A 14,956-nucleotide genomic window follows, 5' to 3' on the forward strand; every position below is an offset into this window, starting at 1 on the left:
TTTCATGGATAGAAGCAGTATTTATTATCAACAGGTACAGCTACTTATAGAAGTGCTGCCATTTATTTCACGTTATGATTGCTTCGCCCTGAAAGGTGGCACAGCGATCAATTTATTTGTCCGAGATCTCCCTCGACTTTCAGTTGATATCGATCTTGTATTCTTACCAGATTTAGAGCGACGCGCTGCACTGCAGATGATTATGTCGAGTTTGGAAATGATCGCATCCAGACTCATGAGCGACTTAACAAACATCATAGTCGTCAAGTCATTTAAAACTAACACAGATGCACTAAGGCTGATAGTTGAACGAACTTCCGCTAATCGAACTATTCAAGTGAAAATCGAGCTATCACCAGTGCTTCGCGGAACTGTTTATCCGCCGAGAATGCTACAGGTTACCGAAGCAGTTGAAAGCGAATTTGGGTTCGCTGAGACCTCTGTTGTCGACTTACCTGATCTCTATGCTGGAAAGATATGTGCCGCGTTAGACCGCCAGCATCCCAGAGACTTATTTGATGTCAAACTATTGCTACAACAGGAAGGACTAACCACCGAGATTCGTAAGGCACTCATCATTTACTTAATCAGCCACCAGCGTCCGATTGCAGAGTTACTTAAACCAACCTTTAAAGATATCTCCGCAATTTACGACAGCGAGTTCAAATCGATGACAGAAATAAATGTATCGCTCACTGAACTATATGACACTCGAATACAGCTTCTAGAGCTTATTCATGCAGAATTAACTGATGACGAACGGAAGTTTTTAATAACCTTTAAGTCACGCGACCCAAATTGGTCATTGCTTGGTTTAGCGCAAATCGAACAGATAAAAAAGCTTCCAGCTGTTCGCTGGAAGCTTCATAACCTAAACCTAATGAACGCAGACAAACATCAGACTGCGTTGGAAAAGCTAGCTTCGGCTCTCTTAACTACATCTAAAAGCTAAACCCTACTTACGCAAAAACGCTCCAGCAAAGGCTAGTACCGGTGTTGCCGTTGGTTTGCCGTGTTGCCAGTCGCCACCTTCAACGCCGCTGCCGGCGATGTCGATGTGCACGTATGGAATCGGCTGACTGCTGCTCGCGTCATGCTTGTCCAAACCGGCCACTTCATGCAAAAACGCCATCGGGAACTGGTGTCCACGACGCGTCGTTGCTGACGGGCCATTGTTTGAGCTCAACAAGTCGTCGGCTTTGGTGCGTCCGCGTACAAAATCGAAGTCTTCACGACGGCTTGGCGACAGCTCCGCCGGATCAGACCACAACTCACCCGCGTTCAATAAAGCGTCGACAAAACCGCCCTGACGCGCCGCTTTGTTCGGCACTAACGCCGTGTACGGACCTTTCGCTAACGCCGCATGGCCGGTTAATGTTGCAACCGTATACACGCTTGGCTTGGTTTCGCCGGCCGCTTCGATGACTAATTTCGCCAAGCAGTCGGCCATCACCAAACGCCCTTCTGCGTCGGTGTTACCAATGCGTACGCGCACGCCCGAGCGGCCAACAATAATTTCGTCACTCACAAACGCCAATGCGCCAATGTTGTTGCGCACCACCGCCAGCTCAGCCACAACTTTCACCCCTTGTGGGCGAATACCAGCCACCGCTTTGACAAAACCAGCGACGCCTGCGGCACCACCTTTGTCACGGCTCATGCCGGCCATGTGACCGCCAGTTTTCAAATCCGCACCACCCGTGTCATAGGTAATCCCTTTACCGACCAGCATCAAAGTCTGCTCAACGGCGCCTTCCGGGGTGTACTCTAAACGAATCACGCACGGACGCTGATGGGTACCAAACGACGCCCGGCCAACTGCTGCTAGTAACGGGTACTCGTGCTCAAGTTGCGGTTTGTCGTCAATCACGGTGACTTTCACCGGGCTGTTAGCAAAGGCTTTTTGGCAATACTCGGCAAAGCGCAGTGGCGCCATGCGCTCTGGCTCGGTACCACATAAGTCACGCGCCACGCGACGACCGGCTTCAACCGCTTGCAACCATTCGGCGCTAGTTTCTGCACTCAAAGCAGCTGAACGAATTAAACCAACCTGCTGAATGCCTTCGATTTCGTCACCGAAGTGCTCGCGCGCTTCTAATGGCTGCCAAATACCTTGAGCAAAACCAAACCAAACCGCTTCTACCGCATGGGCAAAGTCGTCTGCTTGGGTTTGGGCTTGCGGCGCCGCAGGCACCCACAATAGTGGCTTTCTTGCACCGGCATCGACAGCTGCCAAAGCAGCACTGCGCGCCGCGTCATAAAAACGACGGACGTCATCAAAATCACGATTCACTGGGCCCGTTGGCGCCAAAATCAAACGCTGACCCGGGGCTTTGTCACATAACAAAACCTGAGTCGACGAGGCAACTTTGGCATTCACGCGCTGCGCCGCAGCCACCGTGTCAGCAATTTCTGCCGGCAGGTTGCCAAGGTCGGAAGCAACCACCACCAAGGCATCATAATCATTTCCAGCAGCAGCTAAGCTGTCGACAAAAACCAGTTCTGTGTTCATCATAAAAAAATACCTCTAAAATTTGTTCGCTTGGGCTTTCTTCTCACCGCAAATTCGAGCTTAAGACTGACGCCGCCACAAAGTTCCTTCGGCGGTGTCTTCAAGCACAATCCCCATAGCGGTTAAGGCGTCACGCGCCGCGTCGGCACGGGCCCAATCGCGATCCTTACGCGCAGCATTGCGCTCAGCGATTAACGCTTCAATTTGAGCCACGTCGTCGCTGTCGCCACCACGTAAAAACGCTTCTGGATCTTGTTCCAAAATACCCAGTACAGCGCCGTATTCTTTCAGCAAGCCAGCTAATTCAGCCGCCACCCCTGGGTTTTCCGCGCGTTGACGGTTCAGCTCACGGGTCATATCAAACAGCAAAGACATGGCTTCTGGCACGTTAAAATCGTCATTCAATGCGGTGCGGAAACGCTCTTCGTACAACTCGCGTACGACCGCGCTTGGCGTTGACGGTTCAATGCCACGCAACGCCGTGTATAAACGCTCAAGACCAGCATGTGCCTGTTCTAGGTGCGCCTCAGAATAATTCAATTGGCTACGATAATGCCCCGACAACAAGAAGAAGCGCACAGTTTCTGCGGTGTATGACTTCAACACGTCACGAATGGTGAAAAAGTTACCGAGTGACTTCGACATTTTCTCTTGGTTCACTTGCACCATGCCGGTATGCATCCAGTAATTCACATACGGGGTGTCGTGGGCACAGCAGCTTTGCGCAATTTCGTTCTCGTGGTGCGGGAACATCAAGTCAGAACCGCCACCATGAATATCAAAATGGTCGCCCAAGTGCTTACCGTTCATGGCCGAACACTCAATGTGCCAGCCCGGACGCCCGTCACCCCACGGCGACGGCCAGCTTGGCTCACCCGGTTTCGCATGTTTCCAGAGTACGAAGTCGAGCGGATTTTGCTTGTCTTCCGACACGCCTACACGGGCACCCGCTTGCAACTGCTCGAGGTTCTGGCCACTCAGCTTGCCGTAATTTGGGAAGCTCGACACGTCGAACAACACATCGCCACTGTCACTGACATAAGCGTGTTTTTTCGCAAGCAGTTGTTCAACAAGGTCGATAATTTCTTGCATATGGGTGGTCACGCGCGGCTCAATGTCCGGCTCAACTAAATTCAGCGCCGCAAAGTCTTCGTGCATGTAGGTCAAAAAGCGCTCGGTAACCGCGTCAATCGACTCGTTATTTTCTTGTGCACGACGAATAATTTTGTCGTCGACGTCGGTTACATTGCGCACAAACGTCACCTTGTAGCCCAAGTACCGCAAGTAACGCACCACCACGTCAAAGGCGACATAGGTACGCGCATGGCCAATGTGACAGAGGTCATAAATCGTGACACCACATACATACAGCTTTACTTCTCCCGGAGTTAATGGCCGGAATTCTTCCTTTTGCTGGGTCAGCGAGTTATATACCTTCAACATAGTTTCTGTCTCAAATTCTCTGCAATGTCAGTGTTGCAATGTCAGTTTCAAAAACAGCCACTTGCTCGTCGGCGCTGGCTAGAAGAGTGCGCCAAAGAGGGTGTCAGCCTTGTGGAAAGTGGGTATACTAGCAGCTCTTACGTGAATTTTCAGCTGGAATCGCCCATGGCCGTATCGTTCGACAATTTCAATGAAGAACTGATTAAAATTAGCGAAACCCTTGAGGAAGAAGAACGTCAGCGCGCGGCGCTGCTTGCCGACGAGTGGCTGAAAGCCGAGTCGACGTTCAATGGTGAAGCCGTCAAGCACACCATTTCCATTTTCGGTAGTGCCCGTATTCCGGCGCCCGACCAATGTCATGAAGACAACCCCTGCTTAACTATGGCGAAATACTACGCCGAAGCAGAAGAATTGTCGTTCATGATTGGTGACTACCTCGAAGCTGAAAAACTTACCGACACCCGCCTGATTACCGGCGGTGGCCCAGGGATTATGGAAGCTGCAAGCCGCGGTGCACGCCGTGCTAACCACAACAGCATTGGCCTCAACATCGTCTTGCCACGTGAGCAACAAGTTAACCCATTCATTGCTGCCAAGCACAGTATCGAGTTCCAATACTTTGCCTTGCGCAAAATGCACTTTCTCAAGCGCGCCAAAGCCTTGCTGGTCTTCCCCGGTGGTTTCGGTACCCTCGACGAACTATTCGAAACCCTCACACTTATTCAAACCGGCAAAATGCCGCGTGTACCGGTGTTTTTATACGGCGACGAGTTCTGGGACAAAGTCATCAATATCGAGCATTTAGCCGATTGCGGCATGATCGACCAAGCCGACATCGACCTCTATCACCACGTGAATTCAGTGGCCGATGCATGGCAACGTCTTGAGCCGATTTTAAAGACCTTGAATCACCGCGCATAAGACAACTGTTAAATACCAACTTCTGCGAAGCTGACCTAAACTAGGTGTTCAGCTGTACGCAATTTAAGCAATTATTTGAACTAAATGATTTTAACGCATGGAAAATAAGGACAGCGCATGAACGTCACATTACATACCACTCACGGCGATATCGAAATCAAATTATTTGAAGACAAAGCGCCAGTTACCGCCGAAAATTTTGCCACCTATGTCCGTGAAGGCTTCTACAACAACACCATCTTTCACCGTGTTATCGACGGTTTCATGATCCAAGGCGGCGGGTTCGAGCCGGGTATGCAACAAAAAGCAACCAAAGATCCAATCAAAAACGAAGCCAACAACGGCGTGAAAAACAAGCGTGGCACTATTGCCATGGCGCGCACCAACGACCCGCATTCAGCCACCGCACAGTTCTTCATTAACATAAACGACAACGACTTCTTGAACTTCTCAAGCGAAAGTCCGAGCGGCTGGGGTTACTGTGTATTTGGTGAAGTGGTTAACGGCATGGACGTGGTCGACAAAATTCGTCACACTAAAACCGGCGCTGTTGCTTTCCACCAAGACGTTCCACTTGAAGACGTGGTGATTAACAAGGCAACCATTTCTCATTCTTAAGACATAAAAGAAGCGAATGAAAACACTCTTCATTTCCGATCTTCACTTAAGCGCAGACAGGCCGGACATTACCGGCCTCTTTGTTGACTTTCTGCGTGGTGAAGCGCGCTCGGCCGACGCCCTGTATATTTTGGGCGACTTGGTCGAGTACTGGATTGGCGACGACGATAGCAACGAGTTTCACCTGCTGATAGAAACCGAGTTAGCTGCGGTCACCGCTAGCGGTGTGCCGGTGTATTTCATTCATGGTAATAGGGATTTCCTCATTGGCGAGCGCTTTGCTGCGCGAACCGGCGTGGAAATCTTGCCAGAGCCGTCGGTGATTGACTTGTATGGTCGCCGCACTGTGATTCTGCACGGCGACACCTTGTGCACCAAAGACATCAGCTACCAACGCTTTCGCAAAGTCATTCGCCACCCCTGGCTGTTAGCGGTAACGACTCGTTTTCCATTAAGTTGGCGACGGGCGATTGCCAATAAGCTGCGTAGTTCGTCGGCGGGGAATCCGCCGGAGGGCGCTGATTCTGCGGGAGCGGGTTTACAAGAAAGCCAGGGGCTGACGGCCGAGCAACTCGACCGTTACGACGCTCAGCCTGAAGCAGTTGTTCAGCTTATGCAAGAGACCGATACCCAGCTGATGATTCATGGTCATACGCATCGACCGGCGGTGCATGAGCATTGTGCTGGTTCTGGCTCTGCTGAGGGTGCGAGCAACGGAGCGGGCGAGTTAACTCGCGTGGTTTTGGGCGATTGGTACGAGCAAGGTAGCATTCTGACCGTCACGCCCGACGACTTTGCCTTGGAATCGCGGGCGCTAGATTAAGGGCGCAGTTGGCTATTTAGTTGGCTATTAGCGGCCGCTGCGACAACGGGTGTCGCAATCCTCGCGACCCAATCAACTAGTGCTTCAGCGGCCCGCTGTGAAAACGCAGCTCGAGGTCCGGCGTTTCAATCAACTTTTTCTCAAGCTCTAAGAAATACTGCACGCGACTTTGAATGTCTTCGCCTGCCACCTGTTCCGCCAACGCCAAATAATCCTCAAAATGCCGCGCTTCCGAGCGCAACAGCGACACATAGAACTTCGCCAGCTCGTCGTCTAAATACGGCACCAAGGCAGCAAAACGCTCGCACGAACGCGCTTCAATAATGGCGCCAATTATCAGTTTATCGACCAAACCGCCCCGCTCCGAGCCACGAATTTTCCGCAGCAACTGCCCTGCATAACGCGACGCAGTAATCGGCTGCAGCGGAATATTGCGCGCTTCCATAATCTCCCACACCTGCTGAAAATGGTGCAGTTCTTCTTTCATCAGCAACATCATGCGGTCGACTAAACGGTGCTGCCACGCCTCACCTTCGTTCTCGTTCAGGCGCAAGCGCGGAATACCAGCGTTTTTCGACAGCTGTGACAAGTCCACACTCGGCTCACGGTGGCCGCGATACACTTTGTGCTCATACGGCTCCAGCCAACTGAGAATCTGTTCAGCGGCCGCTTGCCCATGCTCCTGCTGATGAAACGCATAACGGCGCAGCAATAAGCCCGCACTTTGCGCCGCTTTTAATTCGCAATGCAAATGGTCGGTGAGCAACATCGCCAGATTATCTGGGTGCTTAGCATCGTCCAGCCAAGCCTGCGGCGTTTGACACAACAAAAAGTTGTTCACCGGCGCTAAGAGCGACTGGTAGTTGGCAAGTCGCTCGTTGCTGAGCTGATCAGTTGCTACAGAATCCGTTGTCATCAAGGTTACACTCACTCAAAAATTTTTAACAACTATATAACAAAAAGGAATGAACAGATTTTACTCAGAATCTTTCAGTCTTGATTTTACATCAGTTCCCGCACCTATAATGGAGTACCACCATTGTGGTTCTCAATGGCATTCGGAGCTGCGGCTTCTAGGAGTTATATCAATGATATTAAATCATATTTGGGGTCTCTACGCTCATCCGGTTGAAGAATGGAAAACTATCGATCAGCGTCACGAGAGCCTGCGTTTTTCATTGTCACACATATTGCTGGTGGCGTTAATACCTTGCTTCGCTGCTTACTTTGCTTCGGCCAAAATTGGTTGGAACATCGGTGCGCGCGAAAGCATCTTTATGACCGAAAGTAGTGCCATGCTCATGGCCGTGTTTATGTATTTTGGGCTTATTGCGGGTGTGTTAGCACTTGCTTACCTGATTCACTGGATGGCGAAAACCTTTGGTGCTGCGCCAACCTTAACTCAGTCATTAGAACTAGCGGCTTACACGGCAACACCAGTGCTCATGTCAGGCATTGCAGCCTTGTACCCAGAGCTGTGGTTCGTCGCCATGGTCTTCTTGGCGGGTGTGGCCTATTCGGTTTACTTATTGTACACCGGCGTGCCAATTCTCATGCACATTCCAGAAGAGCGCGGCTTCATTTATGCTAGCTCGGTCGTTACCGCTGGGTTAATTCTTATGGTTGTATTGATGGCAGCAACCGTGATTGCATGGACCAACGGGTTTATTCCAACGTTTGTTAGCTAGTGAATTAGCGTTAGAAAAGACTGTCAGTTTAGTTTGAATAGGAAGAGGAGCTGTCGCTCCTCTTTTTATTTGTGTCATTAACCGCCGAACTCTTTGGCAATTTCAAAGACTCTGGTACGCTAGGCGACTAATTAAAATTATCTAATTCAGGGAACAACTGTCATGCCAACCAAGAAAATTGGCCTTACCGGTCGCATTGTTATCGGTATGTTTGCCGGCATCCTATTTGGTATTTTACTGAATCAATTTGCGGTCACCCCAGACAATTGGGTTCGTTTTGTGGTGGTCGACGGCGTGCTGCGCGTAGTTGGTGAATTCTTCATCACCAGTTTAATGATGCTCGTTGTACCGTTGGTCTTTGTCTCGTTGGTGGTCGGTACCTGCTCCATGAGCGACCCGTCGAAGCTAGGCAGAATCGGCGGCAAAGCATTGTTTTTGTACCTAATCACCACCGGCATCGCCATTAGTATCGCCCTCAGCGTTGCTTCCATTGTGAAGCCAGGCAGCGGCGGCTCAATGGCTGCGCAAGAAGTGAATTTCGAAGCAGCGCCAGCGCCAAGCTTCGTCGACGTGCTGATTAACATGGTGCCGCGCAACCCAATCAACGCCATGGCCGAAGGCAACATGCTGCAAATCATCGTCTTCGCCCTGTTGTTCGGTTTAGCCATGGCGCTGGTCGGCAAACCGGGCGAGCGTTTGAAAGGCTTCTTCGAAGACGTCAACGAAGTCATCATGAAACTGGTCATGATCCTCATGCACGTTGCGCCATACGGTGTGTTTGCCTTATTAGCACGCACCTTCGCCGACCTTGGCTTCGGTGATTTGTTGGGCGACCTAGCCGTTTACTTCGTCACCGTGCTGGTCATTCTGTTGGTGCATGGCTTCATTGTCTACCCAACCATTTTGACCTTGCTGACGCGTTTGAACCCAATGATTTTCGTGCGCAAAATGTTCAGCAACCAGATCTTCGCGTTTAGTATTTCAAGCAGCAACGCGACCATTCCGGTCACCATGCGCACCACCACCAAGCGCTTAGGTGTCGACAACAAAATCTCGTCATTCACCGTGCCATTGGGCGCCACCATCAACATGGACGGCACCGCAATTATGCAAGGCGTGGCGACCGTGTTCATTGCCCAGCTGTACGGCATTGACCTAACCATGAACCAGTACCTCATGGTCATCCTCACCGCGACCCTCGCGTCTATCGGTACCGCAGGCGTGCCAGGTGTAGGCCTAATCATGCTGGCCATGGTCTTACAACAAGTCGGCCTGCCCGTTGAAGCCATCGGCCTCATCATCGGTGTCGACCGCTTGCTCGACATGACCCGCACCGCCGTCAACATCACCGGCGACGCCATGGTCACCACCGTCATAGGTAAATCCGAACAACAGCTCGACGAAGACGTCTACAACGACCCAGACGCCGGCGCCAAAGTCGAGAAGATCGATAGCTGATTGTAGCCCCGGTCCCTAATGCGATTAGGGACCGGGGCTGGAATGGTATTGGGGACCGGGGCTGGAATGGTATTGGGCGCGCCCAGTATGGCCGGGGCTATACTGGGACTGATTTAATCCCGCTGATGACCTTACTCACAAATGCCAAAGTTTCCCCGACAAGACGATAGTGGCTCGCATTAAGTATTTGCGTAGTGTTAACCCTACCTTTGCCAACCAGCGCAGCGAGCTCCTTGTGTGTCGACTTTTCATGGAGTAAAAAAGCGTGCAGCAGCCAAGCTTGGTCTTTCGTCAAATTACTTAACAGAGTGTCGAGATGCTGAACAAGGAGGTTAACGCAATTTAGAGCTTCATTTGTGTCAATCTCGAGCGACAATCGCTGATTTGTCATTCTATCGAGGCCGCGCCCCGACAGCTCAAACACCTTGCCACGAATAGAATTTAATTCCGCAGTAACTTTCTGAATTTTACCCACACCAATACTTTGACGAACTTCCACGTGGGGCGATTGGTAATACAATGCTAGACGAATGAGCGTGGCGTACTTGAGCGCTTGGGAGCCCTCCGTCACGTACAACTGAAATGAATCACCGCGGAATTTCTCGTAAAAGCTGTCACTAAGCGAACATATTGTCTCTAGAGCCACTTTAAGATTTGCTTGGACTTTATCGAAGTCCTGCTCACTAAGCTCCGTTGAGCGCACAATATCGCCGGTGATCACCGCAACGGGTTTTGAATTTACAAGCTTACTCATGACTATGCACTCTCAATCAATGTAATCATTTTTAATTACATCTCTAAATGTAAGTCATTTTAGTTACTTTGGCAAATGTAACCATTTTTGATTACATACCCCGATTCCGGCTACGGTCCGCAATCGCATTCCAGCTACGGTTCACAATGCGGTGTTGGTAAATCGCGGGCAAAAAAAAGCTGCGCAGTGCGCAGCTTTTTATATGCAGTTAATTCGTGTCGACTCGAATTAGCCGCCTACAGTAGTAGTTACTGTTGATGTCGTAGTTGGAGGCGCTACCGTAGTAGTGATAGTGCCTTCTTCTTCCTCGTCTTCATCATCGTCGTCGTCATCGATGTCGTCAGCTGGGTTAGAAGACGATTGAGCAGCGGTAACGGTTGCAGTTGCAAACACGGTCGCTAAACCAGCGATTTGCAAACCAGTGAAACCACCGCCAGCTGCTGCGCCAGCACTTGAACCTGCTGCGCCTTGGTTTTGACCTTGTGGAGCTGGTTGAGCCATCACTGGCGTCAGTGCAAGACCTAACGCCGCTAATACAGCAATTGTGATCTTTTTCATAAATTCATCCTACGTCTGATACATGTATCGTGTGCCCTGTTCGTCCTTAGAGCACGCCCTACTACTATGTATGAGTGAGTGTTAAATTGCAAATCAATTTTGTGTAAAGCCTGAGCTGTGTCGCATTCCGGCCCCGGTTCGCAACGGCATTCCGGCCCCGGTCCCGAATGGCATTCGGGACCGGGGCTGGAATGAGGGAGCCGAATCAGCGGTTATAGTATGGCGCGCGCGGTTCGGTGACGCTGTGCAAGGTGCTGCGGCGTTGCAGCATCTGGCCGCCGTCACGGTTCAGCGGTATCCAACTAAAACCGATATGCTCTCTGCTTGGGAATACGCTCATAATGTCGAACGGGATCGTTAAGAAGAACCCTTTCGAGAAGCTGCCCTCGCCGTAATCGGTGGTTGACACGTCGGTAAACGATGCCCATGCACCGACCGTCACACCGCTGTCGAAGCGGCGCTGGAAGGTCACGTTCACACCTTTATCGCCGGCTAAGAACTGCCCTGCGCGCAAGGTCACCAACGAGTCGTGCAACCATGGCACTTGATAATACAGCGACACAAAGCCGGTCACTTCGTTGTAATCGCGGAAGCCAAACGCACCATTAAAGTCGCGCTGCCACACTTGGTTGACGTCAACGCCCACGGCCCAATTCCGATCAAGCGGTCGATACAACAACTCACCACCGACACCGCCATACATGCGCTCAAGCATCCCGCCGTAGGCCATGGCATACACGTTGTCACTCAAACGGTCGTAATAGGTCGCCTGCAAGGTGTCGAGCCAAATGTCATTCAACATGTACTCGCGCACATAAGTACGGACCCGCGGCACTGGCAAGTCATCAAACGCATCAACGGTAAAATTAAATTTGTCGAAGTTATTAAACAGGTTCACGCCAACTTCACCGAACACTTCCACATTCGGCGACAACCAACGGCGCGCAAAGGCTTTCACACCCACTTGGTAGAAATGGAACGTTTCCGGCGCACCAAAACTCTGCACCACGTGCGGCTTCATGCCGTAACTGTTGCTAAAGCGGTACTCCGGGTTATACACCCACAGTGAGTCGTCGACAGACGCCATATCAGCGGCCTCTGAGCGCACAAACAACGGCGAGGTGTCGCGCGGGTTCACGTCTGGGTCGCGGTTGTCCACGGCGGCTTTAAACGCCTCAGCGTCGACCGTGGTTTTCACCATCGGCAAAAACGCACTTTGTTCAACAAATTCGTAAGTTTTCACCGAATCAGGCAACTCGGCAGCAAACACACGCGACGCACGGTCGAGCATGTCTTGGCCGTCACGCAAACGGCGTGGGTGCGCATACATGGTCACCACCTGCTCGTCTTCGTCGCCATGCACCAGGTAACGCCCACCCGAATACGCATACTGACGCTGCAAACTACGATTCACACTGCGCCAATTCACCGCGTCGACATACTCATACGTGCGCTCAGCGTCAGGCTGCGGCTGCACCGGCGCATTCATAATCTTCGGTTGCGACAGGGTGTTTAAATTGGTCCGCAAACTAAACCCGAACGTGAAGGTGTCGCCGCGCTCGTAGCCTGCATACAGGTCGAAAAAGTGATTCACCCGATAATTCAGGCCGACGTTAATGGGCGTGCGTGGCGTCATGTCAACGCGGGCAGCCTCATTGCTATAATCGTTACCGTCGTACTCGACTTTTACCCTTAGCGGCGCCCACGGGGTTTGGTATTCCACCCCGGCAAACAGTGCCATTGGGCCACGGAACCACGAGTCATACTCGAACTTGCCGCCACGACCACTAAAGCCTGTAGGCCGGTCACACATACTGTCGACCAAGCTACAAAACGGCGAATCGAAGTGGTCACGGGTACCCATGCGCCCAAAACCAGCGCCAACGCTAAAATCGAACGGCCCGTATTGCTTACTGGCCACCAAATATTCCGCCGCAAACAACCCAGTACCACCAATGTCTTTAATGCCTAACGCCACCTGCGGGAAATAGGCTGTTTCCTCCCACAAGCGCATTTTTAAATCAAAACCCTTGTCGGTGTAGATATTATTGCCACTAAAACCCGGCGAGTTACTATACAACCGGCTTGGCACGCGCACATAAAACCCGGTCGCTTCCACCCAATCGAGCACTTGCAAACTGACCGCATAACGCTTGTATTCGTTCATGTCGGTGTAACTGATGCGCACCTCGCCCTCTTCACCAAAGCGCGCATTAGGCATTTGCACTAAGCCTGCACCACCGTAATTGCCACTTGTTGCGCCACCAGGTGTCGCAGGGCGCGAAAGTCGTGACCAGTGATTCGCCGCCGGAGGTTCTGACGAGCTTCTTGTTATGTTTCGCTCAGCAGCCGCAGGCGCAGCTGTATTTGCAACATCAGCAACATTCCCCTCACTGCCACTGACAAAATGTTCCAGCAATGCCGGCAAGCTGTCATGTAAATGTCGATAGGCACGAGGCAAGCGCCACTTTTCAAAACCAAGAAATAATGCGTCACCAGGCAACAACTCATGAGCTTCGGCATTGTGCATGCCCCAAGGTAGTTCTTTTATGTGGTCGGCTTCTTCACTAGAACCAGAACCAGAACCCGCCCCAGAACCAACATGCCAAACTGTGTTTTGATTGATCACACCACCGGCGTTTGCGACACGAGATGTCGCACCAGAACCCGTTACATACCCACGCACGGTTTGCCGCGGAATATGCGCGCTAGCCACAGCTGCCCCTGAGTCAGCGCCAGAGCCCGAGCCAGCGCCAACAGCGTCAGCAGCCCCTACGTCAGAAAGAAAGCCCAGCAACCAAATATGATCTGGCCGTGGCGGTAACCACAATTGATACTGACCTGGCGGTAATAAAGGGTTGTCGGCAATGTGTTGACGCGCATCGGCAATATCAATGCCAGCATAAGGCTGAAATCCTAACTGCCACTGACGAACTTGCGCGGCCATGGCGTCGGCCTTTGCCGCTTTTGCCGCATTGTCCGCCCCACCTTTGCCGCGCCAATAATTAGCGAGTCCATTTAAGTCGGCCAACACAGCTAAGCGCGCTGCTTCAACCTCAGCTTGGCGATCAAGCAGAATCAGTCGTGCTTGCGGCCAATACACCTCGTGTACTTCTGCAGACGAATGTTCACCCGCGAGCGCATGCTGGCCATTGGCAATCACATATTCCAGCAGTTGTGACAGGCGCACCGGCTCGGCAATACTTAGCTCGACGTTATCGTTAATGCGAATATGGCGCATGGCCTGCTCTGTGCTTGCCGCTTCCGACGCTTCCGCGCCCGCCACAGCAGCGCTCCCCGCTACAGCACTGCCCGCAACAACAGCAGTCTCACCCGCATAAGCCACACCAACAAAACCAGTACTCAAACCTCCAAAACATGCAAGCGCAACCGCGCAGGCCACAGCAGTTCGTTTCATCATTTAGCGGCCCACCCATTTCACTTGTGTTAACTGCAGCTCATCGGCACCCGGCGCTAAAGTCTGGCGACTTTTCACCACATGGCCGTCGGCTTCCACCCAAAACTCGTTGACAAACTTGCCGGTAGAGCCGGCCACACCAACAAACTGACCGCGCTCAACCACGTGATAAACGTTCACTGCACCTGCTGGTAATTCCAACGACTGCGCACCACTTGCGACAAATTGTGACGCAGCAACCACGGAATAGCTTTCCCCATTCACGGTATAGTCGACGGTGCGTTGCCAAGCGGCTTCGCCAACACCACTGCGCACCATGTCGCCAACGGGGTCGGCAGTGCCAGAGTAGGTCGCCAGAATGCGGTAGTCACCCATGCGGCTCACCCGCTTTACGCGGCCGTTTTCGGTAACCAAGGTTTCTTGGTCGGCACTCACCCAGTGGTATTCGTAACCGCTACCAACGGGGTCAATGTAGCCAAGCACAATGGTGGCTTGGCCACGGCTGCCGAGGCGTGCGTATTGCACGGTATAAGGAAAGGCTTCGATTTCTTCTGCGCTGAGTACGATGTCTTCTTGACCTTGAAAATACAGCTGCCAAGTTCGTTGCAGGTCATAGGTGACCGAGGAGCAACCGCTGACAGCAACAGCGCAAACAGCGGCAAAACCTGCTGTTCGCAACCAAGCTGCTGCCCGCGCTTTTCCCCGCACACACGAACGAAATCGATTCATAACATCGCCTTTTTGTTGTTATTTCGCTTCAGTA

General features: G+C 51.9%; 13 protein-coding genes. 6 read left to right on the forward strand and 7 right to left on the reverse strand.

The window, feature by feature from the left end; translation table 11 throughout:
- Window positions 1–4: 4 nt before the first annotated feature.
- Window positions 5–952 carry a nucleotidyl transferase AbiEii/AbiGii toxin family protein gene (locus CWE06_RS10390; RefSeq protein ID WP_126793839.1) on the forward strand — a complete coding sequence of 316 codons (948 nt, stop codon included), beginning with the start codon at window positions 5–7 and terminating at the stop codon, window positions 950–952.
- 3 nt (window positions 953–955) lie between these two features.
- On the opposite strand, the gene CWE06_RS10395 is transcribed toward CWE06_RS10390, so the two are convergent.
- Entirely contained in the window at window positions 956–2,515 is a 1,560-nt protein-coding gene (locus CWE06_RS10395) for a M17 family metallopeptidase (protein WP_126793841.1), read from the reverse strand.
- Between the two features lie 57 nt (window positions 2,516–2,572).
- Window positions 2,573–3,955 carry a cysteine--tRNA ligase gene (cysS, locus tag CWE06_RS10400; RefSeq protein ID WP_126793843.1) on the reverse strand — a complete coding sequence of 461 codons (1,383 nt, stop codon included), beginning with the start codon at window positions 3,953–3,955 and terminating at the stop codon, window positions 2,573–2,575.
- 165 nt (window positions 3,956–4,120) lie between these two features.
- Between cysS and CWE06_RS10405 the strand changes: the two genes are divergently transcribed.
- The 3 genes from CWE06_RS10405 to CWE06_RS10415 all read left to right on the forward strand — a co-directional run bounded on the left by CWE06_RS10405 (window position 4,121) and on the right by CWE06_RS10415 (window position 6,317).
- The gene (locus tag CWE06_RS10405; protein WP_157981170.1) at window positions 4,121–4,876 is read left to right on the forward strand and encodes an LOG family protein; all 756 of its coding nucleotides are present in this window, start codon (window positions 4,121–4,123) and stop codon (window positions 4,874–4,876) included.
- 117 nt (window positions 4,877–4,993) lie between these two features.
- Complete coding sequence (locus CWE06_RS10410; protein WP_126793847.1) at window positions 4,994–5,494, forward strand: peptidylprolyl isomerase; 501 nt, start codon at window positions 4,994–4,996, stop codon at window positions 5,492–5,494.
- Between the two features lie 16 nt (window positions 5,495–5,510).
- Window positions 5,511–6,317 (forward strand): UDP-2,3-diacylglucosamine diphosphatase, encoded by an 807-nt coding sequence (locus CWE06_RS10415; protein ID WP_126793849.1) that lies wholly within the window; start codon window positions 5,511–5,513, stop codon window positions 6,315–6,317.
- A gap of 76 nt (window positions 6,318–6,393) precedes the next feature.
- Here the strand turns inward: CWE06_RS10415 and miaE are convergent, their stop codons facing one another.
- Complete coding sequence (gene miaE / locus CWE06_RS10420) at window positions 6,394–7,233, reverse strand: tRNA isopentenyl-2-thiomethyl-A-37 hydroxylase MiaE (protein WP_126793850.1); 840 nt, start codon at window positions 7,231–7,233, stop codon at window positions 6,394–6,396.
- Between the two features lie 172 nt (window positions 7,234–7,405).
- Between miaE and CWE06_RS10425 the strand changes: the two genes are divergently transcribed.
- A complete protein-coding gene (locus CWE06_RS10425; RefSeq protein WP_126793852.1) occupies window positions 7,406–8,005 on the forward strand; it encodes a Yip1 family protein in 600 nt (199 codons plus the stop codon).
- Between the two features lie 162 nt (window positions 8,006–8,167).
- Complete coding sequence (locus tag CWE06_RS10430; RefSeq protein WP_126793854.1) at window positions 8,168–9,463, forward strand: dicarboxylate/amino acid:cation symporter; 1,296 nt, start codon at window positions 8,168–8,170, stop codon at window positions 9,461–9,463.
- Between the two features lie 97 nt (window positions 9,464–9,560).
- Here CWE06_RS10430 and CWE06_RS10435 read toward each other — a convergent pair whose 3' ends face one another.
- The 4 genes from CWE06_RS10435 to CWE06_RS10450 all read right to left on the reverse strand — a co-directional run bounded on the left by CWE06_RS10435 (window position 9,561) and on the right by CWE06_RS10450 (window position 14,922).
- Window positions 9,561–10,217: a hypothetical protein gene (locus tag CWE06_RS10435; protein ID WP_126793856.1), complete on the reverse strand. Its 657-nt coding sequence runs from the start codon at window positions 10,215–10,217 to the stop codon at window positions 9,561–9,563.
- A 228-nt stretch (window positions 10,218–10,445) separates the two neighbouring features.
- On the reverse strand, window positions 10,446–10,775 hold the full coding sequence (locus CWE06_RS10440) for a hypothetical protein (RefSeq protein ID WP_126793858.1): 330 nt from the start codon (window positions 10,773–10,775) through the stop codon (window positions 10,446–10,448).
- 205 nt (window positions 10,776–10,980) lie between these two features.
- Window positions 10,981–14,196 carry a YjbH domain-containing protein gene (locus CWE06_RS10445; RefSeq protein ID WP_126793860.1) on the reverse strand — a complete coding sequence of 1,072 codons (3,216 nt, stop codon included), beginning with the start codon at window positions 14,194–14,196 and terminating at the stop codon, window positions 10,981–10,983.
- Complete coding sequence (locus CWE06_RS10450; protein ID WP_126793862.1) at window positions 14,197–14,922, reverse strand: YjbF family lipoprotein; 726 nt, start codon at window positions 14,920–14,922, stop codon at window positions 14,197–14,199.
- Between the last annotated feature and the right edge of the window lie 34 nt (window positions 14,923–14,956).

Origin of the sequence: Aliidiomarina haloalkalitolerans, assembly GCF_003987315.1 — a bacterium.
GTDB classification, from domain to species: Bacteria; Pseudomonadota; Gammaproteobacteria; order Enterobacterales; family Alteromonadaceae; genus Aliidiomarina; species Aliidiomarina haloalkalitolerans.

Coding starts and splice junctions, on each gene's coding strand:
- CWE06_RS10405 (WP_157981170.1), top strand. CDS start 4,121: ATGGCCGTATCGTTCGACAATTTCAATGAAGAACTGATTAAAATTAGC.
- cysS (WP_126793843.1), bottom strand. CDS start 3,955: ATGTTGAAGGTATATAACTCGCTGACCCAGCAAAAGGAAGAATTCCGG.
- CWE06_RS10395 (WP_126793841.1), bottom strand. CDS start 2,515: ATGATGAACACAGAACTGGTTTTTGTCGACAGCTTAGCTGCTGCTGGA.
- CWE06_RS10410 (WP_126793847.1), top strand. CDS start 4,994: ATGAACGTCACATTACATACCACTCACGGCGATATCGAAATCAAATTA.
- miaE (WP_126793850.1), bottom strand. CDS start 7,233: ATGACAACGGATTCTGTAGCAACTGATCAGCTCAGCAACGAGCGACTT.
- CWE06_RS10425 (WP_126793852.1), top strand. CDS start 7,406: ATGATATTAAATCATATTTGGGGTCTCTACGCTCATCCGGTTGAAGAA.
- CWE06_RS10435 (WP_126793856.1), bottom strand. CDS start 10,217: ATGAGTAAGCTTGTAAATTCAAAACCCGTTGCGGTGATCACCGGCGAT.
- CWE06_RS10450 (WP_126793862.1), bottom strand. CDS start 14,922: ATGAATCGATTTCGTTCGTGTGTGCGGGGAAAAGCGCGGGCAGCAGCT.
- CWE06_RS10390 (WP_126793839.1), top strand. CDS start 5: ATGGATAGAAGCAGTATTTATTATCAACAGGTACAGCTACTTATAGAA.
- CWE06_RS10415 (WP_126793849.1), top strand. CDS start 5,511: ATGAAAACACTCTTCATTTCCGATCTTCACTTAAGCGCAGACAGGCCG.
- CWE06_RS10440 (WP_126793858.1), bottom strand. CDS start 10,775: ATGAAAAAGATCACAATTGCTGTATTAGCGGCGTTAGGTCTTGCACTG.
- CWE06_RS10445 (WP_126793860.1), bottom strand. CDS start 14,196: ATGATGAAACGAACTGCTGTGGCCTGCGCGGTTGCGCTTGCATGTTTT.
- CWE06_RS10430 (WP_126793854.1), top strand. CDS start 8,168: ATGCCAACCAAGAAAATTGGCCTTACCGGTCGCATTGTTATCGGTATG.